The organism is Streptomyces sp. NPDC030799, from assembly GCF_055572255.1.
This window is the reverse complement of sequence record NZ_JBVIDS010000004.1, coordinates 347,358-371,649: the sequence shown is the minus strand read 5'-3', so window position 1 is coordinate 371,649 and position 24,292 is coordinate 347,358. Positions and strand designations below refer to the sequence as shown.

Here is a 24,292-nt window from a genome sequence, read left to right as displayed (position 1 = left end):
AGATAGTAGAAGTTAAGTTCCGTAATGCGGAATTAACCACGCTGAAGACTGTGCTCACCGCGGGGCGCGACGGGAGTACGCATCCGACAGCCGAAGCAGGAGTACTCGATGGCTCGTATGACCGCTGCCCGCGCGGCAGTTGAGATCCTCAAGCGCGAGGGCGTCACCGACGCCTTCGGTGTGCCGGGCGCGGCGATCAACCCGTTCTACAAGGCGCTCAAGGAGGGTGGCGGCATCCATCACACCCTCGCCCGACACGTCGAGGGTGCCTCGCACATGGCCGAGGGCTACACCCGTACCAGGCCGGGCAACATCGGCGTCTGCATCGGCACCTCCGGGCCGGCCGGCACCGACATGATCACCGGCCTGTACTCGGCCATCGGTGACTCCATTCCGATCCTGTGCATCACGGGCCAGGCGCCCACCAACGTGATCCACAAGGAGGACTTCCAGGCCGTCGACATCGCCTCGATCGCCAAGCCGGTCACGAAAATGGCGGTCACCGTCCTGGAGGCCGCGCAGGTCCCGGGCGTGTTCCAGCAGGCCTTCCACCTGATGCGCTCCGGCCGTCCCGGGCCGGTCCTGATCGACCTGCCGATCGACGTCCAGCTCACCGAGATCGAGTTCGACCCGGAGACGTACGAGCCGCTGCCGGTCTACCAGCCGGCCGCGACCCGCGCCCAGATCGAGAAGGCGATCTCCTTTCTTCTGGAGTCGGAGCGCCCGCTCATTGTCGCCGGTGGGGGCATCATCGGCGCCGACGCCACCGAGCTGCTCGTCGAGTTCGCCGAGCTGACCCAGACCCCGGTCGTCCCGACCCTGATGGGCTGGGGCGTGCTGTCCGACGACCACGAGCTGAACGCCGGCATGGTCGGCGTGCAGACCTCGCACCGGTACGGCAACGCCAACTTCCTGGAGTCCGACTTCGTCCTCGGCATCGGCAACCGCTGGGCCAACCGCCACACCGGCTACAAGCTCGACGTCTACCGGGGTGAGCGGAAGTTCGTCCACGTCGACATCGAGCCCACGCAGATCGGCAAGATCTTCCCGCCGGACTACGGTGTCGTCTCCGACGCCAAGGCCGCGCTGGAGCTGTTCGTCGAGGTGGCGAAGGAGCTGAAGGCGGAGGGCAAGCTCCCCGACCGCGCCGACTGGGTCGCCTCGACGCAGGAGCGCAAGGCCACCCTGCTGCGCCGTACGCACTTCGACAACGTGCCCATGAAGCCGCAGCGCGTGTACGAGGAGATGAACAAGGCCTTCGGCCCGGACACCCGGTACGTCACCACCATCGGCCTCTCCCAGATCGCCGGCGCGCAGATGCTGCACGTCTACAAGCCGCGGCACTGGATCAACTGCGGCCAGGCGGGCCCGCTCGGCTGGACCATCCCGGCCGCGATCGGTGTCGCCAAGGCCGACCCGGACTCCCCGGTGGTCGCGCTCTCCGGCGACTACGACTTCCAGTTCCTGATCGAGGAGCTGGCGGTCGCCGCCCAGCACAGGATCCCGTACGTCCACGTCCTGGTGAACAACGCCTACCTGGGCCTGATCCGGCAGGCGCAGATCGGCCTGGACATCAACTTCCAGGTCAACCTGGAGTTCGAGAACATCAACGCGCCGGAGATCGGCGTCTACGGCGTGGACCACGTCAAGGTCGCCGAGGGCCTGGGCTGCAAGGCGATCCGGGTCACCGAGCCGGACCAGCTGGGTGCCGCGTTCGAGCAGGCGAAGAAGCTGGCCGCGGAGTACCGGGTGCCGGTCGTCGTGGAGGCGATCCTGGAGCGGATCACCAACATCTCGATGAGCCGCACCATGGACATCAGTGACATCTCCGAGTTCGAGGAGCTGGCCACCGAGCCCGGCCACGCGCCGACGTCGATCAAGCCGCTGAAGGTCTGACACCGCCAGGCACACCAAGGGCGGCCCGTCCAGAAGGACGGGCCGCCCTTTCGTGTCCCCCGTGGCATCCCCCGTCGTGCTCCCCCGTGCGGGGCCCGCCGCCCCCGTGCCGGCGGGCCCCTGATGCACGTAATCTGCCCTACCGCGGGGCCGGTTGAAGCCTCAAGCGCGGTCTTCAGAGGTTCATTTGAGGATGGCGTAGCCCGCCTACGACCGCTGCCGTACGGCCGGCTGCTACAGCTCGTGCTCCGACAGCCCGGGCCAGTCGTCGGGTCCGCCGCCCTGCCACTCGATGAGATCGCTCTCCTCGACCTCGATCCGGTCGAGATCGGCCAGCCGCAGGATCTCCACGACATCGTCCAGATGCGAGGCGATCCCCAGCGTCACGTCTCCCTCGGTGACCCGCCGGGACCCGTCCAGGGCCGGGGAGTGGACCACGATGTGCGGGTACTGCGTATTGCCCATGTGTTCAGCGTGCGGCGGATACGGCCGGCCCGCACGCCGGGCCCGCGCGTCCGGCCCGCACGTCGGGCCCGGACAGCGCGAAGCGCTCCCCCTGGCCGGGGGAGCGCTTCGTGTCCGTGTGGTGACCGTCCGACGGCGCGAGGCTGGGCGCGACAGGTCGTTCGCGCCGCCGGACGGAGCATGTGGCCCCGAGAAGGGGACTGGGTGGGACCGCGGCGGATGCGACGGAGCCGGGGCCCCTTCCCTCTGGTCGAGAAGGGGACTCGGTCCTTCACCACCGCACTGGCTCGCACGCCGCCACGGTCCTCGCCCTGCCCGCGCCGGCCGCCGTACGGCCACCCCTCATCCGGGCCGTCCGGCGTGCCGCGCGGGCCGCGTGCGAGGATCCTGACCTCCCGTCGGATCCCGCACGCTGCCTGCGGGTTACTGGTCTCAGTCCTCGCGCAGGGCGCGGACCGCCTCCTGCACGCGCTTGCCGTACTCGGGGTCGGCGGCGTGGAAGTGGGCCAGGTTCTTCTCGATCACGTCGTCGCGGGAGACCTGCGAGAGGCCGCCGGCGATATTCGCGATCAGACGGGACTTCTCCTCCGCGGACATCAGCCGGTACAGCTCGCCCGCCTGGAAGAAGTCGTCGTCCTTGGTGTGCAGCGGAGCCTCGTGGGTGCCCGTGTGGCCCGAGACCGCCAGCGGGGCGGACAGCGGACGGCCGGTCTCCACCGGGCCGTCGTAGGAGTTCGGCTCGTAGTTCTTGGCGCCGCGGCCCTGGCCGTTGACCGCCATGAAGCCGTCGCGGCCGTAGTTCTGGGCGCCGCCCGGGACCGCCTTGGGGGCGTTCACGGCGAGCAGGGTGTGGTTGACGCCCAGGCGGTAGCGGTGGGCGTCCGCGTAGGCGAACAGGCGGCCCTGCAGCATCTTGTCGGGGGAGGGCCCGATGCCGGGCACGAAGTTGTTCGGGGAGAACGCGGCCTGCTCGACCTCGGCGAAGACGTTGTCCGGGTTGCGGTCCAGCACCAGGCGGCCCACGCGCTGCAGCGGGTAGTCCTTGTGCGGCCACACCTTGGTCAGGTCGAACGGGTTGAAGCGGTAGTCCGCCGCCTCGGCCGCGGGCATGATCTGGACGTACAGCGTCCAGGACGGGTGCACACCCCGCTCGATGGCCTGGAGCAGGTCCGTCTGGTGGGAGTTGGGGTCCTTGCCCGCGAGCTCCGCGGCCTGCTCGCTGCTCAGGGAGCGGATGCCCTGGTTCGTCTTGAAGTGGTACTTGACGAAGAAGGCCTCGCCCGCAGCGTTCGTCCACTGGTAGGTGTGCGAACCGTAGCCGTTCATGTGGCGGTACGACGCCGGGATGCCGCGGTCGCCCATCAGCCAGGTCACCTGGTGCGTGGCCTCGGGGGCGTGCGCCCAGAAGTCCCAGACGTTGTCCGGCTCCTGACGGCCCGTGAACGGGTCGCGCTTCTGCGAGTGGATGAAGTCGGGGAACTTGATCGGGTCCTTGATGAAGAACACCGGGGTGTTGTTGCCGACGAGGTCGTAGTTGCCCTCCTCGGTGTAGAACTTCACGGCGAAGCCGCGCGGGTCACGGACGGCGTCCGCGCCGCCGAGGGAGTCGGCGACCGTGGAGAAGCGCAGGAACACCTCGGTGCGCTTGCCGATCCCGCTCAGGAAGTCGGCGTGGGTGAAGCCGGTGACGTCGTCCGTCACCTCGAAGTGGCCGTACGCGCCGGAACCACGGGCGTGCACCACGCGCTCCGGGATCCGCTCGCGGTTGAAGCGGGCGAGCTTCTCCAGGAGGTGCTGGTCCTGGATCAGGAGCGGGCCGCCTACGCCGGCCGAGGCGGAATTCTGGTTGTCTGCGACCGGGGCGCCGGACTCCGTAGTGAGAGTTCGCGCCGTGAGCACGCGCTTCGACATCGTGGACCTTCCGTGCGGGTGGCAGCGGAAATCTTCTTCCGCTTTGTGGAGCCTAGAAGTAGGGCGATCTGAGCGTCAACAGTTTGTTGAAGTTGATTCCGGACCGCGGCGCCGCCTGGGCGCGACAGGACAGGTGTCAGCGGCGCCGCGGCCCGGAAGTCTGGAGGGGCGGTCAGACCTGGGCGCCGGAGAGGCGCTCCACGGCGCGCAGCAGGGCCGAGTGGTCCAGGCCGCCGTCACCCTGGGCGCGCAGCGAGGCGACCAGCTGGGCGACCACGGCACCGACCGGCAGGGCGGCCCCGACGTTGCGGGCGGCGTCCGTGACGATGCCCATGTCCTTGTGGTGCAGGTCGATGCGGAAGCCCGGCTTGAAGTCGCGGTTGAGGAAGTTGTCCTTCTTCCGCGTCAGCACGGTCGAGCCGGCCAGGCCGCCGTTGAGGACGTCCAGCGCGGCAGCCAGGTCCACGCCCGACTTCTCCAGGAAGACCACGGCCTCGGCGCAGGCCTGGATGTTCACGGCGACGATCAGCTGGTTGGCCGCCTTCACGGTCTGGCCGGAGCCGTGCGGGCCGCACAGCACGATGGTCTTGCCCAGCGCCTCAAGGATCGGCTTGGCCTGGTCGAAGTCGGCCTGCTCGCCACCGACCATGATCGACAGTACGGCCTCGATGGCGCCGGCCTCACCGCCGGACACCGGGGCGTCCAGCACCCGGATGCCCTTGTCCTTGGCGGCAGCGGCCAGGTCGACGGAGGTCTGCGGGGTGATCGAGGACATGTCGATCAGCAGGGCGCCCTGCTTGGCGTTCTCCAGGATCCCGTCCGGGCCGTAGGCGATGGCCTCCACCTGCGGGGACGCGGGCACCATCGTGATGACCACGTCGGCGTCGCGCACGGCCTCGGCGATGGAGGAGGCGGCCGTGCCGCCGGCCGCGGCCAGCCGGTCCAGCTTCTCCTGCTCCAGGGTGAAGCCGGTGACCTGGTAACCCGCCTTGATCAGGTTCTCGGACATGGGGGAGCCCATGATGCCGAGGCCGATCCACGCGATCTTGGGAAGGTTGCTCATGATGGGGGTGCCTCTCTCAACTGCTGTGCAAAGTCAGGGGGGTCAGCGCGCGGCGCGCGCTTCACGCGGGAGCCAGCCGAAGGCCTCGGCGCTCGGGCGGTCGCCGGCCTTGTACTCCAGGCCGACCCAGCCGTCGTAACCGGCCTTCTTGAGCTGGTCGAGCAGCTCCTCCAGAGGGAGTGAGCCCGTCCCGGGGGCGCCGCGGCCGGGGTTGTCGGCGATCTGGACGTGACCGGTCTTCGCCGCGTACTGCTCGATGACCGAGGGCAGGTCCTCGCCGTTCATGGACAGGTGGTACAGGTCCATCAGGAACTTGGCGTTCCCGAGGCCCGTCGCCTCGTTGACCTTGTCCACGATCCCGATGGCGGCGGGCGCGCTCACCAGCGGGTACAGCGGCGACTCGGGCTGGTTCAGCGCCTCGATCAGCAGGACGGCGCCGATCCGGTCGGCCGCCCGCGCCGCGAGGACGAGGTTCTCCAGGGCGAGCGCGTCCTGCTCGGCCGGGTCCACGCCCTCGACGCGGTTGCCGTACAGCGCGTTGAGCGCCGTGCAGCCGAGGGAGGCGGCGAAGCCGGCGGCCACGTCGATGTTGGCGCGGAACTTCTCCGACTCCTCGCCCGGGATCGACAGGGCGCCGCGGTCCGGGCCCGGCAGCTGTCCGGCGTAGAAGTTCAGCCCCGTGAGCTGGACGCCCGCGTCCTCGATCGCCTTCTTCAGGGCATCGAGCTCGGTCTGCTCGGGGGTGGCGGAGTCGACCCAGGGCCACCACAGCTCGACCGCCGTGAAGCCCGCCGCGGCGGCGGCCGCGGGGCGCTCCAGGAGCGGGAGTTCCGTGAAGAGGATCGACAGGTTGACGTTGAAGCGCTGGTCTGCAAATCCCACGGGGGCGGCGCTCCCTTCCCTGTAATTCCATATTGCGGAAGTTGGTTTCTGCTTAATGGAAGACTGCCTGGGAGGGGGGAGGACTGTCAAGAGAGCCCACGAAAAAGTGCCCCCGCGCGTACTGCGCGAGGGCACTGAGAGAGGCCTGGTCAGAGGGCGTCGACGCCGCTCACCTTCCAGCCGTCGGCGGTGCGGGCGAGCGTCATCCGCACCCGGTTCAGGTCCAGCCGGGGCTCGGGGACCTGTGTGCTCTTGGTGACCTGGTTGACGAAGAGCAGGACGACGGCCTTGTCCGGCCCTGCTGACACGACGGAGACCGCCGGGGCGCCGCCGTCGCCGGGTGCGGCCACGGTCGCCTTCACCACGCCGTGGTACTTCGTCGCGGTCGGCGCGACCACCGTCTGCGTGGTCTTGCCGTACTGGTCGCGGAAGTGCCCGGTCAGCAGCGCGCGGGCCCGGGCGAAGTCCCGGTCCAGGTGCCGGTAGTCGTACGACAGCACGACCGGCGCCGCCCTCCGCGCCGCCGCGACGGCCTCGCCGCGGGCCTGTTCCGCCTGTCGCCCCTGCCGGTACTGCCATCCGAGGACGGCGGCCACGGCCAGGGCCGCCACGAGGACGACGCCGAGCACCGCGGCGAGCACCCGCCGCCCGATCCGGCGCCCGGGCGCGCCCTCCTCCGGCTCCTCCTCGGACGACTCGGGCGCCTCGGCCTCCGGCTCCTCGGACGACTCGGGCGACTTGGGCTCCGGCGGCTCGGACACCTCGGACGGCTCGGGCTCCGGCGGGTCCTCCCAGCCGTTCGCCGGGGGATCGATGAGCAGGGTGCGGCCGGCGGGCGTCTCCTCCGCCCCGAGGGCGCCGGGCTCGGGGCGCACCGGGCGCCCGGCGCGCTTGGCCGCCGCGCGGGCGGCCGCGGTCAGGGTGCGGCGGGCCGGGGAGCCGGTGCCGCGAGTGCGGGTGGTCGGGTTCGCCACGGTGTCTCTCCTCACAGATGGCCTCACGGGTCAGCCGACGAACGCGACGTCGGAGGTCAGCCAGCGGCCGCCCACACGCACGAGATCCAGCTGGAGCCGGTAGGTGCGCGCCTGGCCCTCGGGCGCGGCGGTGTTGGTCACCTTGCTGTCGGCCACGACCAGGACCCGGGCGGAGTGCTCGCCGGAGCGCACGATGCCCGCTTCCAGGACCTGCCCCTCGGACACCGACCTGTTCTGCGCGACGAGCTTCGTCAGCTGCGCGGTCTGCGCGGCGAACTGTTTCCTGAAGTCGCCGGTGGCGCCTTTCAGCACGGTGCGGCTGTCCCGGTCGTAGTGCCGGTAGTCGAGGGAGGTGAAGTTCAGCGCCGACTGGCGGGCCGCCGCCAGGATGTCCTGACGGCGCTGTTCCGCCGCGCGCTGGTCGGCCAGCTTCAGGCCCAGCCAGACACCCAGCACGGACGTCAGTACGGTCGCGGCGACGAGCCCCGCCGACAGCAGCCGCATGCGCCCCCCTCTCATGTCATCGGTCCCACGAGCAGCCATTGCCACGACTCCTTTCCGAACACGGTCTGTTCGCCGCCCGTCGAGCCGATCTCGACGGGCGTGCCGTCCGGGCCGGTCACGGTGCCGGTCTCCGGGTCGTAGGGGGCCACGAACGCGGCCCGGTCCGCGCCGGCCGGACCATGCGGCGCGCCGGGGGCGTTCTGCGCACCACGCACCGAGGTCGGGCCGCCACGCGGTGCCGTGCAGTGCGCGCGGGTGTTCGCCGGGCGCGTGCCGGTGTCGGCGGGATCGCGCCGTGGGGTGCCGTAGCCCCGGGTGCACGCGGGCGGGTCGTCGGCGTTCACGGTCAGCCCGAAGTGGAAGGTGCCGTCGCCGGGGACGACCGTGTAGCTGCCCGCCACGTTGATCGGGAGGGTGACCAGGGCCTGCTCCACGCCGGGCAGCCGGGCCACGGTGATCTGGCCGCCGCTGACGAGATTGGCCAGCAGGACCGGCACATGCGGCCGCGTGGACTTCAGCAGGGAGTCGACCTCCTGCGCGGCGGGCGCCGTATTGCCGATCAGCCGGCGCAGATCCCCGTCGCTCGACTTCAGCTGCGCGGTGAGCTCGGCCAGATCGCGGGAGAACGACTTGATGGCCGAGCCCTGTTCGGCCTGCGTCCTGAGCACCTTCCGGGAGTCCTCGATCAGCGAGGTCGTCTCCGGGAGCGACGCGGACGCCGACTCCACGAGCGCGTTGCCGGAGTCCACCAGACGGCTCAGGTTGGGTCCCGTGCCGGCGAAGGCCTTGCCCAGCTCGTCGACGGTGACCCGCAGGTCGTTCTTGCCGACCGAGTTGACCAGCCGGTCGAGGCTGAGGACCAGGTCGGTGACCGGCAGCGGGGTCCGGGTGCGGCTGCGCGGGATCGGGCTGCCGTCCATCAGGTACGGCCCGCCCGTCTCCCGCGGCTGGAGGTCGACGTACTGCTCGCCCACCGCCGACCGGTCGGCGATCACCGCCAGCGTGTCGGCCGGGATCCTCGGGGCGCCGTCCTCGATCTTCAGCGCCACCGACACCCCGGAGCCGGTCAGCCGCAGATCGCCCACGCGGCCCACCGGCACACCGCGGTAGGTGACCTCGGCGCCGGGGAAGACGCCCCCGGACTCGGCGAAGTCGGCGCGCACGGTGTACCCGCGGTGCAGGACGTCGTCGACCAGGCCCGTGTACCGGGCGCCGACGTACGACACCCCGAGGGCGGTGACGGTCGCGAAGGCGAGCAGCTGGGCCCTGACCGTACGTGTGATCACGGCAGTATCCCCTTCAGCATCAGCTCGGCGAGGCCGAGATCGATCCCGGGCGGGAGGCGACGTGAGCCGTCCGCGTCGCCGTAGGCCGCGGTGCACACCGGCGGGCACAGCAGGGTGCTGCCGTCGGAAGGCTTCGAGGGCGCGGGAGGCACGGACGGGGTGCCGGGCAGGGACGGGGGAGCCGGTGGAGACGGGATGTCCGGCAGGGACGGCAGGGGGGTGGGGGTGGGAATGCCGGGAAGGCCCGGGGGCTTGGGTGCCGGGGACTTCCTGCCCTTGCCCGGCTTGTCGCTGACGTTGCCGTAGAGGCCGGCCAGGTCGAGGTCGGCGGTGATCTTCAGGTTGACGTAGTCGCCCTTGACGGCGTCGGCGGCGTTGCGCGGGAAGGGGTAAGTGGTCAGGATTTCGAGGGAGTCGGGCAGGTCGTCCCCCGCCTTGTTCAGCTGCTGGAGGATCGGCTGCAGCTTCTTGAGGTTGGCGACGGTGTCGTCCCGGGAGGCGTTCACCACCTTGGTGCCGGTCTTGCCGAGCCCGGACAGCGCGGTGAGCATCTTCGTCAGGTCCCGGCGCTGGTCGGCCAGGGCCTTCAGGGCGGGCGGCATGGTGTCGACGGCCTGGGCGATCGTCTTCTTCTCCTTCTTCAGCCGCTTCGCCAGCCGGTCGACGCCCTTGAGCGCGCGTACGATCTCCGCGTGCTGCCCGTCGAGCCCGCCGAGGAACGTGTCGAGCTGCTTCAGCAGGGACCTGACCCGGTCCTCCCGGCCGTTCAGGGCCTTGTTCAGCTCGACGGTGATCGTCTTCAGCTGGGCCACCCCGCCGCCGTTGAGCAGCGCGGACAGGGCGGACAGCACCTCCTCGACCTCCGGGTTGCGGCCGCTGCGGGAGAGCGGGATGCGGTCGCCGTCGCGGAGCCGTCCCACGGGTGCGGTGCCGGTCGGCGCGGACAGGGCCACGTACTTCTCGCCGAGCATGCTGGTCTGCCTCAGGTCGGCGACCGCGTTGCCGGGCAGCTTCACGGAGTCGGCGATCCGCAGCCGTACCCGCGCGTGCCAGCCGTCCAGCTGCACCTTCTCGACCGTGCCCACCGTGACGTTGTTGACCTTCACCGCCGACTGCGGCACCAGGTCCAGTACGTCCCGGAACTCGACGGTGACGTGGTAGGCGTGGCCGTCCGAGGCGGCGCCGCCGGGAAGCGGGACGTCGTACCAGCCGTTGAACTCGCAGCCGGTCAGCAGCAGCGAGCCGACCGCTGTCCAGGCGGCCGCCCGCGCCTTGCGCTGCACGCTCATGCCCGTGCCCCCAGGATTCCGCCGAGGGTCTTGTCGACCGTGCCCGTGCCCGCCGGGGCCGAGGGCAGCTCGGGCAGGGAGCCGAAGAGCTTCCTCAGCCCCGCACAGCCGTCGTGGTCGTCCCCGGTCGTCTTCAGGATCGAGCAGAGCAGGGACGCCGGGTCCTGCGGGGTCTGGGGGTTGTTGCGGGTGTCGAGGGTGCCGGCGGCCGGGTCGTAGGCGTTCTGCAGGTTCGACAGGCCCGCGGGGGCGACGGTCAACAGCTCCTCCAGTGCGGCCCGTTGGGTGACGAGGACCCGGGTGACCTTCGCCAGGCCCTTGACGTCCGAGGTCAGCGCCTTCTTGTTGCCCTTCACGAAGCCGGACACGTCACCGAGCGCCACGGCCAGGTACTTCAGCGCGGCCGCGAGATCCTTGCGCTCCCCGGCGAGCTGCCCGGCCACGTCGGCGAGGTCGGTGTCGAACGACCGCACGCTGCTGTCGTCCGCCGCCAGCGCGGCCGTGAACACCTGCAGGTTCCGCACGGTCCCGAACAGGTCGCCGCGCCCGTCGGACAGCGTGGTGACCGCCTGGGAGAGGTCCTCGACCGTCTGGTTGAGGTTCTTGCCCTGCCCCTGGAGGTTGTCCGCGCTCACCCCGAGCAGCCGGGACAGCGAGCCCTTCTTGTTGGCGCCGTTCGGGCCGAGCGCCTCGGCGGTGGTGTGCAGGCTGTCGAAGATCCGGTCCAGCTCGACGGGGACGGCCGTACGGGACTCGGGGATGACGTCGCCGTCCCGCAGGACCGCGCCCTTGCGGTACACCGGCAGCAGCTGCACATAACGGTCGCTGACCACCGAGGAGTTGACGATGGCGGCCTGCGCGTCGGCCGGAACCTTGCGGCCCCGGTCGTACGCCAGCTCCACGCGGACCCGGCCGCCCTGCGGCGTGATCTTCTCGACCTCGCCGATGCGGACGCCGAGGACGCGGACGTCGGAGCCGGGGTAGATGCCGACGGTGCGCGGGAAGTAGGCGGTGACCCGCACGGTGTCGGAGTGCGGCCACAGCACCACGGCGAGCGCCACGACGACGGCGAGCGCGGTGAACAGGGCCAGGAGTCTGCGGATCATCGGGTGCCTCCCGTCCGCGGCGTGACCGGGGCGGCGACCAGGTTCTGGACATAGGAGTCGAACCACCGGCCGTTGCCGAGGGTGTTGGTGAACAGCCGCACATAGGGGGCGAGCAGCTGGACGCTGCGGTCGAGGCTCGCCTGGTTGCGTTCGAGCATCTTCACGAAGGTGTTGAGGTTCTTCAGGGCGGACCCGATCTCCTTGCGGTTGTCGTCGACCAGGCCGGACAGCTCGATGCCCAGCAGCGCGGAACTCTTGAGCAGCTGGTGGATCGCCGCACTCCGCCTGCCGATCTCCTGGAACAGCGCGTCGCCGTCCTTCACCAGCGCCGTAAAGTCCTTCGAGTGGCCGGCCAGCACCTTGGTGACTCCGTTCGCGTGGTCGAGGAGCCCGCGCAGCGCCTTGTCACGGGAGGCGACCGTCCGGGAGATCCGCGACAGCCCCTTGATCGACGCCCGTACCTCCGCGGGCGAGTCCTGGAAGGTGACGGAGATCGTGTCCAGCGCCTTCGCGAGCCGGTCCGTGTCGACCTCCTCGGTGGTCGTGGTCAGGTCGCTGAAGGCCTGCACGACGTCGTACGCCGACACGGTCCGCCGGAGCGGGATCTCGCTGCCCGGCCGCAACCGGCCCGGGCCCTTCGGGTGCAGGGCCAGGTATTTCGCGCCGAGGATCGTCCTGACCCGGATCGACGCGCCCGTGTCGGTGCCGAACGCCGGGTCGCCCTTCACCTTGAAGGTGACCTTGACGTGGTCGCCGGCCAGGCCGACGTCCTCGACCTTGCCGACCTTGACCCCGGCGATCCGCACCTCGTCGCCCGGCTTGAGCCCGCCCGCCTCGGAGAAGTCCGCGCTGTAGGTGTCGCCGCCGCCGATCAGCGGCAGGCTGTCGGCGTTGAAGGCGGCGACCGTGAGCAGGGCGAGGACGGTCAGGCCGACCGCGCCGACCACGACCGGATTGCGCTCACGGAACGGCTTCAGGCGCGGGCGCGCGAGCCGGATCCGGGGCAGCCCGGGCGGCAGGACGCGCACCTTCACCAGGGGTTCGGGGCGGGCCGTGCGCTTCGGCGGCCGGGGCAGGGCCGGCAGGCTCGGCAGCTTCGGCGGCAGGACGCGCACCTTCACCAGGGGTTCGGGGCGGGCCGTACGCTTCGGCGGCCGGGGGAGCGTCGGCAGGCTCGGCAGCTTCGGCGGCAGGACGCGCACCTTCACCAGGGGCTCCGGACGACGCTTTCGTACGACACGCAGACTCATCCGCCACACCTCGCCCGTGCCACGTGCAGCTCCGGTGTGAGCACCTGCTTCGTCTTCGGCAGCACGATCCGGCCGTCGAAGTCGCAGAGGTAGAAGTTGAACCAGGAGCCGTAGGACGCCGTCCCGGTCAGCTTGTCGAGCTTGTTCGGCAGCCGCTTCAGGACGCCCTCCACGGTGGTCTCGTTCTTGTTCAGCGTTCCGGTGACGTCACCGAGCCCGGCGATGTCGTCCTTCAGCGGCGGGCGCGCGTCCTTCAGCAGCCCCGAGGTGACGTCCGCGAGGTCACCGATGCTCGCCAGGGACTCCCCGATGGGCTTGCGGTCGGCGGACAGCCCCGAGACCACCCGGCGCAGCTGCGTGAGCAGATCGGAGAAGCGGGAGCCGCGCTTGTCGAGCGTCTCCAGCACGGTGTTGAGGTTGTCGATCACCGAGCCGATCAGCTGGTCGCGGTCGGCGAGGGTGGTGGTGAGCGAGGCCGTGTGCGTGAGCAGGCTGTTCACCGTGCCGCCCTCGCCCTGCAGGGTCCTGATGATCTCGGTGGCCAGCTGGTTGACGTCGCTCGGGCTGAGCGCGGCGAACAGCGGCTTGAAGCCGTTCAGCAGGGCGTTGAGGTCCAGCGCGGGCTGGGTCCGGGACAGCGGGATGGTGCCGCCGGGCCGCAGCCGCCTGGTGCCGTCGCCGGCGCCCTCGGTCAGCGCGATGTACCGCTGCCCGACCAGATTGCGGTAGCGGACGACCGCACGGGTGACCGCGGTCAGCGGCCGGCCGGAGGTGACGGTGAAGGTGACCTCGGCCAGGGTCCGGTCCTTGATCCGGATGTCCTCGACCTGTCCGACCCGCACTCCGGCCACCCGGATGTCGTCGCCGCTCTCCAGGCCGGTCACGTCGCTGAACACCGCGTGGTAGGTGTCCTTGGGGGTGAAGGAGATGTTGACGATGGTGGCGGCGAGCAGCGCCGTCGCCGTGATCGTGACCAGCGCGAAGAGGCTGAACTTGATCAGCGGGCCGGCCGTCTGCCGGGCTCCTGCCCTGCTCATGCGACACTCACCGCCGTTCCGCGCGCGAGCGGCCCGAACAGCAGGGTCGCGACGGGCGGCACCTTGTCCGCGGGGACGCCCAGGACGGGGGCCACGAGCGAGCCGACGGCCCGCTGCTCGGCCGCGGTGGCGGACACGTCGACACCTCCGGGGAGTGCGCCGCCCGGACTCCGGGCGGACGTACCGTCGTCGAGATGGGGTTTCGGGCCGGGCACCTGCGGATGCGGCAGGCCACGGCAGTCGGGGCCCGACCGCTCGCCGTACACCGGCTCCTCACCGGGCCGGTACGCCCCCTGCGGCCGGACGACCTCAAGGGTGATCCGCATCTCCCCGCCCCGGAACGCGTCCTCGGACGCCTTCTCCTGCCGGGCCAGGCCCTGGAACAGGCAGGGGTACTCGGGGGAGTAACGGGCGAACAGCTCCAGCGTGGGGCGGGAGACGCGGCCCAGGGTGATCAGCCGGTCGCCGTTCTCGGCGAGGAAGCCGTTCGCCGTGCCCGCCACCGCGGCGGTCGAGCGGAGCCCTGCAGCCAGTTGGTCCTGCTTCTGAACGATCGTGCGGCTGGTGGTGACCGTGTTGCGCAGGATCCGCATCAGGTCGGGTGCCGCGTCGCCGTACACCTCGGCGACGTCCGCGAACCGCGAGATGTCCTCCTTGAGCGAGGGCAGGTGCGGGTTGAGGCGGCGCAGATAGCCCTCGACCCGGGTGAGGTTGCCGCCGATCCGGTCGCCGCGGCCCTCCAGCGCGGTGGCGAACGCCGAGAGCGTGGCGTTCAGTTCACCCGGCCGGACGGTCCGCAGCAGCGGCAGCAGATCGTTCATCAGCTGCTGCACCTCGATGCCGGTCTTCGTACGGTCCTGGGTGATGACGTCCCCGGCGCGGATGGGCCGGGCCGAGGACCGCGTCGGCGCCACGAGGTCGACGTACTTCTCGCCGAACAGCGTCTTCGGCAGCAGCCGGGCCCGCACGTCGGAGGGGATGTCCGTGACGTACTGGGGCTTGAGCGCGATGTCGAGCGTGGCCTTCGTGCCGTCGGCGTGCACCTCGCGCACCTCGCCGACCAGCACCCCGCGCAGCTTGACGTCGGCGCGCGGATCGAGCTGGTTGCCGAGGGTGCCGGCCTGCAGGGTGATCGGTACGACGGTGGTGAACGCCTGCTGGTAGACGGCCACCGCGAGGGACAGCAACAGCGCGAGCACGGCGAGGAACGCGATGCCGTACAGCCTGAGTCTCAGTGTTCTCACCGGTTCACCCCGCGATCCGTACGGTCGTGTTGGCGCCCCAGATCGCGAGGCTCAGGAAGAAGTCCAGGACGTTGACGGCGACGATCGACGTCCGTACCGCCCGGCCCACCGCGACGCCGACGCCCGCCGGGCCGCCGCTCGCGTGGTAGCCGTAGTAGCAGTGCACCAGGATGATCAGCACCGCGAAGACGATCACCTTGCCGAAGGACCAGAGCACGTCCACCGGCGGCAGGTACTGGTGGAAGTAGTGGTCGTACGTGCCGGTCGACTGCCCGTAGTAGCCGGTCGTGATGGTGCGGGCGGCGAGATACGAGGACAGCAGCCCGATCACGTACAGCGGGATCACCGCGACGAAGCCGGCGATCATCCGGGTCGTCACCAGGAACGGCAGCGACGGGACGCCCATCACCTCCAGCGCGTCGGTCTCCTCGCTGATCCGCATCGCGCCGAGCTGCGCGGTGAACCCGGCGCCGACCGTCGCGGACAGGGCGAGCCCGGCCACCAGCGGGGCGATCTCCCGGGTGTTGAAGTACGCCGACAGGAACGCCACGAAGTTGGAGGTGCCGAGCTGGTTGAGGGCCGCGTAGCCCTGGAGGCCGACCTCCGTGCCGGTGAAGAAGGACAGGAAGGCGATCACACCGACCGTGCCGCCGACGACGGCGAGCGCACCGCGCCCGAAGCTGACCTCGGCGAGCAGCCGCAGGATCTCCTTCTTGTAGCGGCGCAGGGTGCGGCCCGTCCACGCCAGCGAACGGCCGTAGAAGGAGAGTTGGGTGCCCAGCTCTTCGAGGGAGCGCAAGGGGCGGTCGAGAAGTCTCATCGGTTACCCCCTCTGCGGGACGACCTGGAAGTACACCGCGGTCATCACGAAGTTGGTCACGAACAGCAACATGAAGGTGATCACCACGGACTGGTTGACGGCATCGCCGACACCCTTCGGACCGCCCTTCGCGGTCAGTCCCTTGTACGAGGCGACGATCCCCGCGATCGCCCCGAACACCAGCGCCTTGATCTCGGCCGCCCACAGGTCGGACAGCTGGGCGAGGGTGGTGAAGGACGCCAGGTAGGCGCCGGGTGTGCCGTGCTGAAGGACGACGTTGAAGAAATAGCCGCCCGCGACGCCGACGACCGAGACGAGGCCGTTGAGGAGGACGGCCACGACCATCGACGCGAGCACACGCGGTACGACGAGCCGGTGGATCGGGTCGATGCCGAGCACCTGCATCGCGTCGATCTCGTCGCGGATCTTGCGCGCCCCGAGGTCCGCGCAGATCGCCGTGCCACCCGCGCCCGCGATCAGCAGCGCGGTGACGATCGGTGAGGCCTCGCGCAGCACGGCCAGCACGGACGCGGCACCGGAGAACGACTGCGCGCCCAGCTGCCGGGTGAGGCTGCCGATCTGCAGCGCGATGACCGCCCCGAAGGGGATCGAGACCAGCGCCGTCGGCAGGATCGTGACGCTCGCGACGAACCACGCCTGCTGGATGAACTCCCGTGCCTGAAAAGGGCGTCGGGGCAGCGTCCGGACGACGTCCAGCGCCATCGCGAACAGATTGCCCGAGTGCCGGAGCGCGCCCGTCGGGGAAAGGCTCACAGGCCCGTCACCCCCGTACCGTGCAGCTCGGCCTCCCGTCGGGCGATCGCCTCCCAGCGGGGTGGGCGGGTGATGCCCGGGCTCGGCAGCAGACGGGGAGTCAGCTCCTGTGCCGGCGGACCCTCGCCGATCTGGGCCAGCTCCTGCTCGACCTGGGCCGCGTCCTTCTCCTCCGCCATCCCGATCGGCCCCTGCATCCGGCCGTTCAGGAACTGCCGTACGACCGGCTCGTCACTGGTCAGCAGCTGCTCGCGGGGCCCGAACATCACCAGCTCGCGCCGGAAGAGCAGCCCGATGTTGTCCGGGACCTGGCGGGCCGAGGCGATGTCATGGGTGACGATCAGGAACGTCGCGTCGATCTGTGCGTTGAGGTCGACGATGAGCTGGTTGAGGTAGGCCACGCGGACCGGGTCCAGGCCCGAGTCCGGCTCGTCGAACAGGATGATCTCCGGGTCGAGCACCAGGGCGCGGGCGAGCCCGGCCCGCTTGCGCATCCCGCCGGATATCTCGCCGGGCAGCTTCTGCTCGGCGCCGATCAGCCCGACCATGTCCATCTTCTCCAGGACGATCCGCTTGATCTCGCTCTCGGACCTGCGGGTGTGCTCGCGCAGCGGGAAGGCGATGTTGTCGTACAGGTTCATCGAGCCGAACAGCGCGCCGTCCTGGAACAGCACCCCGAACAGCTTCCGGACCTCGTACAGGTCGCGCTCACGCAAGCGGGTGATGTCCCGGCCCGCGACCTTCACCGAGCCGCGCTCCGGCTTCAGCAGCCCCACGAGCGTCTTGAGGAACACCGACTTGCCCGTCCCCGAGGGGCCGAGCAGTACCGAGACCTCCCCGGCGGGCAGCGTCAGCGAGACGTCCTGCCAGATGACCTGGTGACCGAAGGACTTGGTCAGCCCTTCCACACAGATCTCGACACCCATCCGGTTCCACCCTTCGCCCGTGGAGCAGCTCCGACATCTGCTCTACGGGGAGGGGCGGGGCGTCCGTCGCGGCGACCGCGAAGTTTTTTTCGGATGTGTGTACGGCGTGCTACGGCGGCTCGACCTGCTACGGCAGCTTCACGGAAGGCACGCTCGGGGAGGGCACGCTCGGGGACGGCACGCTCGGCGTGGGAACGGGGAGGGAAACGGACCCGAGGTGCGGCGCCGAAGGGAGCGGCGGCACCGACGGCACCGCGGACTGCGTCGGCAGCTGGGGAAGCGAAGGGGAGGAGACCTTCGGCAGAGGCGGCACGGAGAGCGGCAGGACGGCCGTGCCGGAGGGCGGTCGGGTCCCCGCCCGAGCCGGGGCCGCCGACGGCCCGGGTGTCCGGGGAGCGCGCGGCTGCCCGGTGCTGCCGGTGGCCCGCGCCCCGCTGGACACCGCCGACTGCGGCGCCGGAGCCGCCGCGCCACCGCCCCCGTCCAGCGCGTACGGCAGCACGAAGCCCGCCGCCGCCAGCGTCGCCGCCGTCGAGGTGACCGCCACGGCCTGCACCTTCCCGCCCCCGCGCGGCCGCCCGCGCCCGACGAGGAACAGCACGAGGCCGAGCGTCGCGGCCAGCGAGGCGCGCAGCGTGCGCCGGGCCCGGGCGAGCAGCGACTCGACGGTCCGGTAGCTGAGCCCCATCCGCACGGCGACCTGGCTCACGTCCAGGTCCTCGGACTTCAGCCGCAGCGCCTCCGCCTGCCGGGCGGGCAGCTCCCCGCTGCGCACGGCGAGCCACTTCGCCTCGGCCCGGTCGCACACCGCCTCCTCGACGGGCACCGGGCCCGGCGCGACGAGCGTGGGGCGGCTGCCGACCTCGGCCTCGCGATTGACCTGCCGGTACCGGTCGACGCACAGCCGCATCGTCACCGTCGTCAGCCAGGCGCCGAGCCGCTCGTCGTCGAGGTCCGGGCGCTCGGCGGCCCGCAGCATCGCCTCGTGCACGGCGTCCTCGGCGTCCTCCCGGCTCATCGAGCGGCGCCGGGCCACCTTGAGCAACTGCTCGCGGTGGCTCCACATGCGCTGCCAGCGCTCGTCGGCGGCTTCCGTCTCCGCGGGCATGTCCGTCGCCATGAGGGCCCCTTCGCGCTCACCCACCGGTCCTGTACATCCGGCGGGTGGCGACATTACCGCCGGGTATCCGCGGTTGTGGAGGGGGAGACGCCCATCGTGTTCCAGCTGTTGCCGGTGGTCAGCGGCCCCGTGCCGGGCAGCACACCGCCGCCGGGCAGGGTGAGGGTCGGTTCCGGAGCGGGGACCGGCGGGGTCCGGGACTCCTTGGGGGCGCCGGCCGTACGGGACGGGGCGGGGGAGGGTGCGGCGGGCGGTGTGGACGGCGTGCGCGAAGGCCCGGGGCCCGGCTTCCGGCCGTCCGACGGCTTCGGCGAGGCCTTCGGCGTCTTCGAGGTCTTCGGCGTCTTCGGGCGGGACGGCCTGGGCCGGTCCCGGGACTCGGCGGCCGCGTCCGGAACCACGCGGTGTCCGGTCAGGTAGTACGCGTACCAGGCCCTGACCGTGCGCAGATAGGCCTCCGAGTGGTTGTAGCCGAGGATCGCCCGGTCCAGGTCGGCGGGGTCCGACAGATCCCGGCCGTCCGCACACAGGTAGCGGCCGGCGGCGAGTGCCGCGTCGTAGACGTTGTCCGGGTCCGCGTGTCCGTCGCCGTTGCCGTCCGCGCCCCAGCGGCCCCAGGTCGACGGGATGAACTGCATCGGGCCGACCGCCCGGTCGTACACCGGGTCCCCGTCGTACGCGCCGCCGTCGGTGTCCGTCACGACGGCGAAGGCGCCGCCGGTCAGCCGGGGGCCGAGGACGGGCGTCACGGTCGTACCGTCCGGGGTCACCCGGCCGCCCCGGGCCTGCCCGGACTCCACCTGGCCGATCGCGGCCAGCAGCTGCCAGCGCAGCCCGCAGCCCGGCGCGGTGCGCGCCAGCTCGGCTTCGGCACGCCGGTACGCGGCATAGACGGTCGCGGGGAGGACGCCGCCCGTCACCTCCTGCGCCGAGGCCTTCTCGCGGGTCCGCAGCGGAGGAAGATCCGTGCGGTAGGGGGTGTCACCGGACACGCTGCGGCCGTGCTCGACGGGTGCCGCCTTCCGCGCGGGCTCCGCGGCCTCGGCCGACACCGCCCCCGGCGCCTGCGACGCGGTCAGCGCGGCCATCGTCGCCGCCGCGATCGCCGTTCTGCCGGCACCTCTGAACACACCTCTGCCCCATGTGCGCACCTCGCGGTCCCCTCCCTGTGCTCTGCGTCTGCTGCCGCTCGCGTTCTCTGCTGCTCTGCTGCTCTACGCGGGCGGGCGGTGCGTCCGTCGCGGGAAGATCGCAGGAAGACGGCGGGAAACCGGACCCTCTGGCAAGGCCGGGTCGGCACACATCTCCGTTAAGGTCTCCCCAGGCGGCCGGGGCGGTCCGGTCCCCGTCGCCGCGGACCTGGCGGAACGCGCGGGCCGGAGCAGATGCCATGGGGGCACAGTGCGACTGAGAGTGGAGTTCACGACCGAGCCCTTCGACCTGGACGAGGCGCCCGCGCACGCGCTGGCGGCCCGCGAGGTGATCGAGGCGGCGGAGCTGGACGCGGTGGACGTCGGTCCGTTCGGCAACACGGCCGAGGGCGGCGCCGACGCGGTGCTGACCGCCGTGGACGCGCTGCTGCGCAAGACCCTGCAGGCCGGTGCCACCCGGATCTCGCTGCAAGTCAACGTGATCGGAGCGGGCGAATGACCGGCACCGGGGACGAGCCCTTCATCACGGCCGTGAAACCGCTGGTCGACGCCATGGGCGGGGAGATGCTCCCGCCGGACGAGGCCGGCCCCGAGGACGTCGTCCTCGCCTGGCAGGGCGTCGACGTCGTCGCCGTACGCCTGCCCCAGCTGGCCGACTCCCTCGACCACATCCTGGCCGCCATGGAGCGCAGGCGCGGCATGCCGCTGGCCGACCTGGACCGCAAGTCCAAGCAGGAGATCGTACGGATACTCGAGGCCCGTGGCGCCTTCGCCGTGCGGCACGGCGTGGAGACCGTGGCCGGCGCGCTCGGGGTGAGCCGCTTCACCGTCTACAACTACCTCAACCGGGAGAAGGGCGCCTGAGCGGGCGCTGACGGCGCCGGGGCAGGCGGGCGCTACGGAATCCGCGCCGTTACCCCGAATTTTCAACAAAGTGTTGACGTCGTGTTTCGGAGGGCGTTAGCTGTTCGCAGCCCGTTCAGCACGAAGGCCGAATCCGGCCACGGAGGCTCCCGTGACTTCGACTTCCACGCCCCCGGGCCTGGCCCGGTTCAACGCTCTGGAGGAGCGCGCGGCCCTCGCCGCCCTCCACGAGGCGTGCGCCTCCACCGAGTGGGCCCGGCGACTGCTCGCCGCCCGCCCCTACGCCACCGCTGAGGAGCTCTACGCCGCCAGTGACGCCGCCATGGCCGAGCTCAGCACCGCGGACCTCGAAGAGGCGATGGCCGGGCACCCGCCGATCGGGCGGCCCAAGCCCGGCGACCCGACCTCCGCCCGCGAGCAGCGCGGCATGGCCGGCGCCTCGGAGGAGCTCAAGGCCGAGATGCTCGAACTGAACCTGGCCTACCAGGAGAAGTTCGGCCATGTGTTCCTCATCTGCGCCACCGGCCGGACCGGCGAGCAGATGCGGGACGCGGTCAAGGAGCGGATCGGGAACGCGCCGGAGCAGGAGCGGGAGATCGTCCGCACCGAGCTGGGCAGGATCAACCGCATCCGACTGGCCCGACTCGTCGAAGAGGACGCCTGACACCATGAGCACCAGCACCACCGCCTCCGTGTCCACCCACATCCTGGACACCTCGATCGGCCGCCCCGCCGAGGGCGTCGCCGTCCAGCTCGCCGCCCGCTCCGGGCGCAAAGGCGACTGGCAGGCGCTCGGCGGCTCCGCGACCGACGCCGACGGCCGGTGCAAGGACCTGCCGGCCCTGCCGGAGGGGACCACACACGTACGGCTCGACTTCGCGGTGGAGCCGTATTTCGAGAAGAAGCAAGCCGATGCGCAGCAGGACGCCCCCGCGAATCGGGACAGCGGACCGGCCGTGTTCTTCCCGGAGGTGGCGATCACGTTCGCCGTCGTACCGGGGGAGCACTACCACGTACCGCTGCTGCTCAACCCGTTCGGCTACTCCGTTTACCGAGGGAGCTAGCTAATGCCGACCATCCTGGGACAGAACCAGTACGGCAAGGCCGAGAACCGAGTCGTAAAGATCACGCGGGACGGCGCCACCCACCACATCAAGGACCTCAACGTCTCCGTCGCGCTGAGCGGCGACATGGAGGAGGTCCACTACTCCGGCTCCAACGCCAACTGCCTGCCGACCGACACCACCAAGAACACGGTGTACGCGTTCGCCAAGGAGTACGGCATCGAGTCCGCCGAGCAGTTCGGCATCCACCTCGCCCGCCACTTCGTCACCTCGCAGGAGCCGATCCACCGCGCCCGGATCCGGATCGAGGAGTACGCCTGGGAGCGGATCGAGACCTCCGACGCCAACTCCAAGTTCATCGGCGCCGACGAGGTCAAGCACTCCTTCGTCCGCAAGGGCCAGGAGATCCGCGTCACCCAGGTCACCTACGACGGCGAGAAGTGGGAGGTCGTCTCCGGCCTGAAGGACCTGGTCGTGATGAACTCGACGAACTCCGAGTTCTGGGGTTACGTCAAGGACAAGTACACGACCCTGCAGGAGGCCTACGACCGCATCCTGGCCACCCAGGTCTCCGGCCGCTGGCGGTTCAACTGGACCGACGACGAGCAGAAGATGCCCAACTGGGAGAAGTCCTACGAGCAGGTCAAGAAGCACATGCTCCAGGCCTTCGCCGAGACCTACTCCCTCTCCCTGCAGCAGACGCTGTACCAGATGGGCGCGCGCATCATCAACAACCGCAGCGAGATCGACGAGGTCCGCTTCTCGCTGCCGAACAAGCACCACTTCCTGGTCGACCTGGAGCCCTTCGGGCTCAAGAACGACAACGAGGTCTACTACGCCGCCGACCGGCCCTACGGCCTGATCGAGGCGACCATCCTCCGGGACGGCTGTGAGCCGAAGATCCCGGTCGACATGACCAACCTCTGACGCGGGACGCGTGTCCCCGGTCCCGCCCGCCCGGGCCGGGGGCACGCCACACCGGAGGGAACACCATGGCACAGCCTGCGCAGGGGCCCGCCGAAGCCCCCTGTCCCACCATCGTCCTGGTGGCCGTGGCGCTCGTCGCGGTCCTGCTCAACCTGTTCTTCCATCACCTCGGCACCCGGAGCCGCCACCCGGCTCCGGCACTCAAATCCTCCTAGGGTCCTGCCGTGCCCTCCCCGTGGACGCTCCCCCTCCCCCTGTTCACGGGCCCGCCACTGAAAGACAAGGAAGCACGATGGCACCATCGGCAGCCCAGCGCATCGTCATCGAGAACTGCGCGATCGCGACCGTGGACGCAGACGACACCGAGTACGCCTCCGGGTACCTCGTCGTCGCCGGCAACCGCATCGAGTCGGTCGGCGCGGGCCAGGCCCCCGAAGGCCTGGAGAACGTGGTGCGCCGGATCGACGCGAGCGGTCATCTGGCCACGCCCGGCCTGGTCAACACCCACCACCACTTCTACCAGTGGATCACCCGGGGTCTGGCCACCGACCACAACCTGTTCAACTGGCTCGTCGCGCTCTACCCCACCTGGGCGCGCATCGACGAGCAGATGACCTACGCGGCCGCGCAGGGGTCCCTCGCGATGATGGCCCGCGGCGGTGTCACCACCGCCATGGACCACCACTACGTCTTCCCGCACGGCTCCGGCGACCTGTCCGGCTCGATCATCCGGGCCGCCGCCGAGATGGGCGTCCGCTTCACGCTGGCCCGCGGCTCGATGGACCGCAGTGAGAAGGACGGCGGACTGCCGCCGGACTTCGCCGTCGAGACGCTGGAGGGCGCGCTCGCGGCGACCGAGGCGACCGTCAAGCAGCACCACGACGCCTCCTTCGACGCCATGACCCAGGTGGCCGTCGCCCCCTGCTCCCCGTTCTCCGTCTCCACCGAACTCATGCGCGAGGGCGCTCAGTTGGCCCGTCGGCTCGGCGTACGGCTGCACACCCACGGCTCGGAGACCGTGGAGGAGGAGAAGTTCTGCCACGAGCTGTTCGGCATGGGCCCGACCGACTACTTCGAATCCACGGGCTGGCTCGGTGAGGACGTGTGGATGGCGCACTGCGTCCACATGACCGACTCCGACATCGCCGCGTTCGCCCGCACGAGGACGGGCGTCGCCCACTGCCCGTCCTCCAACGCCCGTCTCGCCGCCGGTATCGCCCGCGTCCCCGACATGCTGAAGTCCGGCGTCCCGGTCGGGCTCGGTGTCGACGGCACCGCCTCCAACGAGTCCGGCGAACTCCACACCGAGCTGCGCAACGCTCTGCTGATCAACCGCCTCGGCGCCCACCGCGAGGCCGCGCTCAACGCCCGCCAGGCGCTGCGGCTCGGCACCTACGGCGGTGCCCAGGTTCTCGGCCGGGCCGAGCAGATCGGCTCGCTGGAGCCGGGCAAGCTGGCGGACGTGGTGCTGTGGAAGATGGACACCCTGGCCCACGCGTCCATCGCGGACCCGGTGACCGCGCTGGTCTTCGGCGCGGCGGCCCCGGTCACGGCATCCTTCGTCAACGGCCGCCAGATCGTCGACAACGGCCGCCTGGTCGCGGTCGACGAGGACGCCATCGCCCGCAGCACCCGCCAGGAGGCCCAGCGCCTCGCCCGGATCGCCGCCCAGCCCTGATCCACCCGCACTCCGACGGCCGGCCCCTACGGGCCGCCCCGCCGACAAACCTGGCGGTCGC

Annotated in this window: 25 protein-coding genes; 8 read left to right on the top strand and 17 right to left on the bottom strand. The window is 70.8% G+C overall.

Annotation, left to right across the window (positions count from 1 at the left end):
* The first annotated feature begins 108 nt into the window (after positions 1–108).
* The gene (gene gcl, locus ACZ41I_RS12625) at positions 109–1,896 is read left to right on the top strand and encodes a glyoxylate carboligase (protein WP_468514032.1); all 1,788 of its coding nucleotides are present in this window, start codon (positions 109–111) and stop codon (positions 1,894–1,896) included.
* Between the two features lie 234 nt (positions 1,897–2,130).
* Here the strand turns inward: gcl and ACZ41I_RS12620 are convergent, their stop codons facing one another.
* The 17 genes from ACZ41I_RS12620 to ACZ41I_RS12540 form a co-directional block, all read right to left on the bottom strand.
* The gene (locus tag ACZ41I_RS12620) at positions 2,131–2,361 is read right to left on the bottom strand and encodes a hypothetical protein (protein WP_055703649.1); all 231 of its coding nucleotides are present in this window, start codon (positions 2,359–2,361) and stop codon (positions 2,131–2,133) included.
* Positions 2,362–2,793: 432 nt separating this feature from the next.
* Positions 2,794–4,272, bottom strand: a complete 1,479-nt coding sequence (locus tag ACZ41I_RS12615; RefSeq protein ID WP_468322874.1) for a catalase — start codon at positions 4,270–4,272, stop codon at positions 2,794–2,796.
* 172 nt (positions 4,273–4,444) lie between these two features.
* Positions 4,445–5,335 carry a 2-hydroxy-3-oxopropionate reductase gene (locus ACZ41I_RS12610; RefSeq protein WP_363219465.1) on the bottom strand — a complete coding sequence of 297 codons (891 nt, stop codon included), beginning with the start codon at positions 5,333–5,335 and terminating at the stop codon, positions 4,445–4,447.
* A 42-nt stretch (positions 5,336–5,377) separates the two neighbouring features.
* Entirely contained in the window at positions 5,378–6,217 is an 840-nt protein-coding gene (locus ACZ41I_RS12605; RefSeq protein ID WP_399772937.1) for a TIM barrel protein, read from the bottom strand.
* A 149-nt stretch (positions 6,218–6,366) separates the two neighbouring features.
* Positions 6,367–7,191 carry a hypothetical protein gene (locus tag ACZ41I_RS12600; RefSeq protein ID WP_468514031.1) on the bottom strand — a complete coding sequence of 275 codons (825 nt, stop codon included), beginning with the start codon at positions 7,189–7,191 and terminating at the stop codon, positions 6,367–6,369.
* A 30-nt stretch (positions 7,192–7,221) separates the two neighbouring features.
* The gene (locus ACZ41I_RS12595) at positions 7,222–7,695 is read right to left on the bottom strand and encodes a hypothetical protein (protein WP_399772942.1); all 474 of its coding nucleotides are present in this window, start codon (positions 7,693–7,695) and stop codon (positions 7,222–7,224) included.
* 11 nt (positions 7,696–7,706) lie between these two features.
* Positions 7,707–8,981 carry an MCE family protein gene (locus tag ACZ41I_RS12590; protein ID WP_468514030.1) on the bottom strand — a complete coding sequence of 425 codons (1,275 nt, stop codon included), beginning with the start codon at positions 8,979–8,981 and terminating at the stop codon, positions 7,707–7,709.
* On the bottom strand, positions 8,978–10,270 hold the full coding sequence (locus ACZ41I_RS12585; RefSeq protein ID WP_468514029.1) for an MCE family protein: 1,293 nt from the start codon (positions 10,268–10,270) through the stop codon (positions 8,978–8,980). The genes ACZ41I_RS12590 and ACZ41I_RS12585 overlap by 4 nt, the downstream gene beginning before the upstream one ends.
* Positions 10,267–11,376, bottom strand: coding sequence for an MCE family protein (locus ACZ41I_RS12580; RefSeq protein WP_468514028.1), 1,110 nt, complete (start codon positions 11,374–11,376; stop codon positions 10,267–10,269). Before ACZ41I_RS12580 ends, ACZ41I_RS12585 begins: the two co-directional genes overlap by 4 nt.
* On the bottom strand, positions 11,373–12,383 hold the full coding sequence (locus ACZ41I_RS12575; protein ID WP_468514098.1) for an MCE family protein: 1,011 nt from the start codon (positions 12,381–12,383) through the stop codon (positions 11,373–11,375). The genes ACZ41I_RS12580 and ACZ41I_RS12575 overlap by 4 nt, the downstream gene beginning before the upstream one ends.
* Positions 12,384–12,622: 239 nt before the next feature.
* The gene (locus tag ACZ41I_RS12570) at positions 12,623–13,663 is read right to left on the bottom strand and encodes an MCE family protein (RefSeq protein WP_399772952.1); all 1,041 of its coding nucleotides are present in this window, start codon (positions 13,661–13,663) and stop codon (positions 12,623–12,625) included.
* Entirely contained in the window at positions 13,660–14,907 is a 1,248-nt protein-coding gene (locus ACZ41I_RS12565) for an MCE family protein (protein ID WP_399772954.1), read from the bottom strand. Before ACZ41I_RS12565 ends, ACZ41I_RS12570 begins: the two co-directional genes overlap by 4 nt.
* Positions 14,908–14,911: 4 nt before the next feature.
* Positions 14,912–15,727, bottom strand: coding sequence for an MlaE family ABC transporter permease (locus ACZ41I_RS12560; protein ID WP_363219476.1), 816 nt, complete (start codon positions 15,725–15,727; stop codon positions 14,912–14,914).
* A gap of 3 nt (positions 15,728–15,730) precedes the next feature.
* Entirely contained in the window at positions 15,731–16,501 is a 771-nt protein-coding gene (locus ACZ41I_RS12555) for an MlaE family ABC transporter permease (RefSeq protein ID WP_468514027.1), read from the bottom strand.
* A complete protein-coding gene (locus tag ACZ41I_RS12550; protein ID WP_363219477.1) occupies positions 16,498–17,427 on the bottom strand; it encodes an ABC transporter ATP-binding protein in 930 nt (309 codons plus the stop codon). The genes ACZ41I_RS12555 and ACZ41I_RS12550 overlap by 4 nt, the downstream gene beginning before the upstream one ends.
* A gap of 127 nt (positions 17,428–17,554) precedes the next feature.
* Complete coding sequence (locus ACZ41I_RS12545; RefSeq protein WP_468514026.1) at positions 17,555–18,547, bottom strand: RNA polymerase sigma factor; 993 nt, start codon at positions 18,545–18,547, stop codon at positions 17,555–17,557.
* Between the two features lie 53 nt (positions 18,548–18,600).
* The gene (locus tag ACZ41I_RS12540) at positions 18,601–19,677 is read right to left on the bottom strand and encodes a lytic transglycosylase domain-containing protein (protein ID WP_468514025.1); all 1,077 of its coding nucleotides are present in this window, start codon (positions 19,675–19,677) and stop codon (positions 18,601–18,603) included.
* Between the two features lie 271 nt (positions 19,678–19,948).
* On the opposite strand from ACZ41I_RS12540, the gene ACZ41I_RS12535 reads away from it, so the two are divergent.
* The 7 genes from ACZ41I_RS12535 (at position 19,949) to ACZ41I_RS12505 (ending at position 24,231) form a co-directional block, all read left to right on the top strand.
* Entirely contained in the window at positions 19,949–20,197 is a 249-nt protein-coding gene (locus ACZ41I_RS12535; RefSeq protein WP_363220199.1) for a YkoF family thiamine-binding protein, read from the top strand.
* Positions 20,194–20,562, top strand: coding sequence for a helix-turn-helix domain-containing protein (locus ACZ41I_RS12530; protein ID WP_363220198.1), 369 nt, complete (start codon positions 20,194–20,196; stop codon positions 20,560–20,562). Before ACZ41I_RS12535 ends, ACZ41I_RS12530 begins: the two co-directional genes overlap by 4 nt.
* A 151-nt stretch (positions 20,563–20,713) precedes the next feature.
* Positions 20,714–21,226, top strand: coding sequence for a 2-oxo-4-hydroxy-4-carboxy-5-ureidoimidazoline decarboxylase (uraD, locus tag ACZ41I_RS12525; RefSeq protein WP_363220197.1), 513 nt, complete (start codon positions 20,714–20,716; stop codon positions 21,224–21,226).
* Positions 21,227–21,230: 4 nt separating this feature from the next.
* A complete protein-coding gene (gene uraH, locus ACZ41I_RS12520) occupies positions 21,231–21,626 on the top strand; it encodes a hydroxyisourate hydrolase (RefSeq protein ID WP_363220196.1) in 396 nt (131 codons plus the stop codon).
* A 3-nt stretch (positions 21,627–21,629) separates the two neighbouring features.
* A complete protein-coding gene (gene pucL / locus ACZ41I_RS12515) occupies positions 21,630–22,553 on the top strand; it encodes a factor-independent urate hydroxylase (protein WP_363220195.1) in 924 nt (307 codons plus the stop codon).
* 65 nt (positions 22,554–22,618) lie between these two features.
* Entirely contained in the window at positions 22,619–22,768 is a 150-nt protein-coding gene (locus tag ACZ41I_RS12510; RefSeq protein WP_363220202.1) for a hypothetical protein, read from the top strand.
* A 77-nt stretch (positions 22,769–22,845) separates the two neighbouring features.
* Entirely contained in the window at positions 22,846–24,231 is a 1,386-nt protein-coding gene (locus ACZ41I_RS12505) for an 8-oxoguanine deaminase (RefSeq protein WP_363220194.1), read from the top strand.
* Positions 24,232–24,292: the final 61 nt, after the last annotated feature.

Coding starts and splice junctions, on each gene's coding strand:
- gcl (WP_468514032.1), top strand. CDS start 109: ATGGCTCGTATGACCGCTGCCCGCGCGGCAGTTGAGATCCTCAAGCGC.
- ACZ41I_RS12620 (WP_055703649.1), bottom strand. CDS start 2,361: ATGGGCAATACGCAGTACCCGCACATCGTGGTCCACTCCCCGGCCCTG.
- ACZ41I_RS12615 (WP_468322874.1), bottom strand. CDS start 4,272: ATGTCGAAGCGCGTGCTCACGGCGCGAACTCTCACTACGGAGTCCGGC.
- ACZ41I_RS12610 (WP_363219465.1), bottom strand. CDS start 5,335: ATGAGCAACCTTCCCAAGATCGCGTGGATCGGCCTCGGCATCATGGGC.
- ACZ41I_RS12595 (WP_399772942.1), bottom strand. CDS start 7,695: ATGCGGCTGCTGTCGGCGGGGCTCGTCGCCGCGACCGTACTGACGTCC.
- ACZ41I_RS12585 (WP_468514029.1), bottom strand. CDS start 10,270: ATGAGCGTGCAGCGCAAGGCGCGGGCGGCCGCCTGGACAGCGGTCGGC.
- ACZ41I_RS12580 (WP_468514028.1), bottom strand. CDS start 11,376: ATGATCCGCAGACTCCTGGCCCTGTTCACCGCGCTCGCCGTCGTCGTG.
- ACZ41I_RS12570 (WP_399772952.1), bottom strand. CDS start 13,663: ATGAGCAGGGCAGGAGCCCGGCAGACGGCCGGCCCGCTGATCAAGTTC.
- ACZ41I_RS12560 (WP_363219476.1), bottom strand. CDS start 15,727: ATGAGACTTCTCGACCGCCCCTTGCGCTCCCTCGAAGAGCTGGGCACC.
- ACZ41I_RS12550 (WP_363219477.1), bottom strand. CDS start 17,427: ATGGGTGTCGAGATCTGTGTGGAAGGGCTGACCAAGTCCTTCGGTCAC.
- ACZ41I_RS12545 (WP_468514026.1), bottom strand. CDS start 18,547: ATGGCGACGGACATGCCCGCGGAGACGGAAGCCGCCGACGAGCGCTGG.
- ACZ41I_RS12530 (WP_363220198.1), top strand. CDS start 20,194: ATGACCGGCACCGGGGACGAGCCCTTCATCACGGCCGTGAAACCGCTG.
- uraH (WP_363220196.1), top strand. CDS start 21,231: ATGAGCACCAGCACCACCGCCTCCGTGTCCACCCACATCCTGGACACC.
- pucL (WP_363220195.1), top strand. CDS start 21,630: ATGCCGACCATCCTGGGACAGAACCAGTACGGCAAGGCCGAGAACCGA.
- ACZ41I_RS12510 (WP_363220202.1), top strand. CDS start 22,619: ATGGCACAGCCTGCGCAGGGGCCCGCCGAAGCCCCCTGTCCCACCATC.
- ACZ41I_RS12505 (WP_363220194.1), top strand. CDS start 22,846: ATGGCACCATCGGCAGCCCAGCGCATCGTCATCGAGAACTGCGCGATC.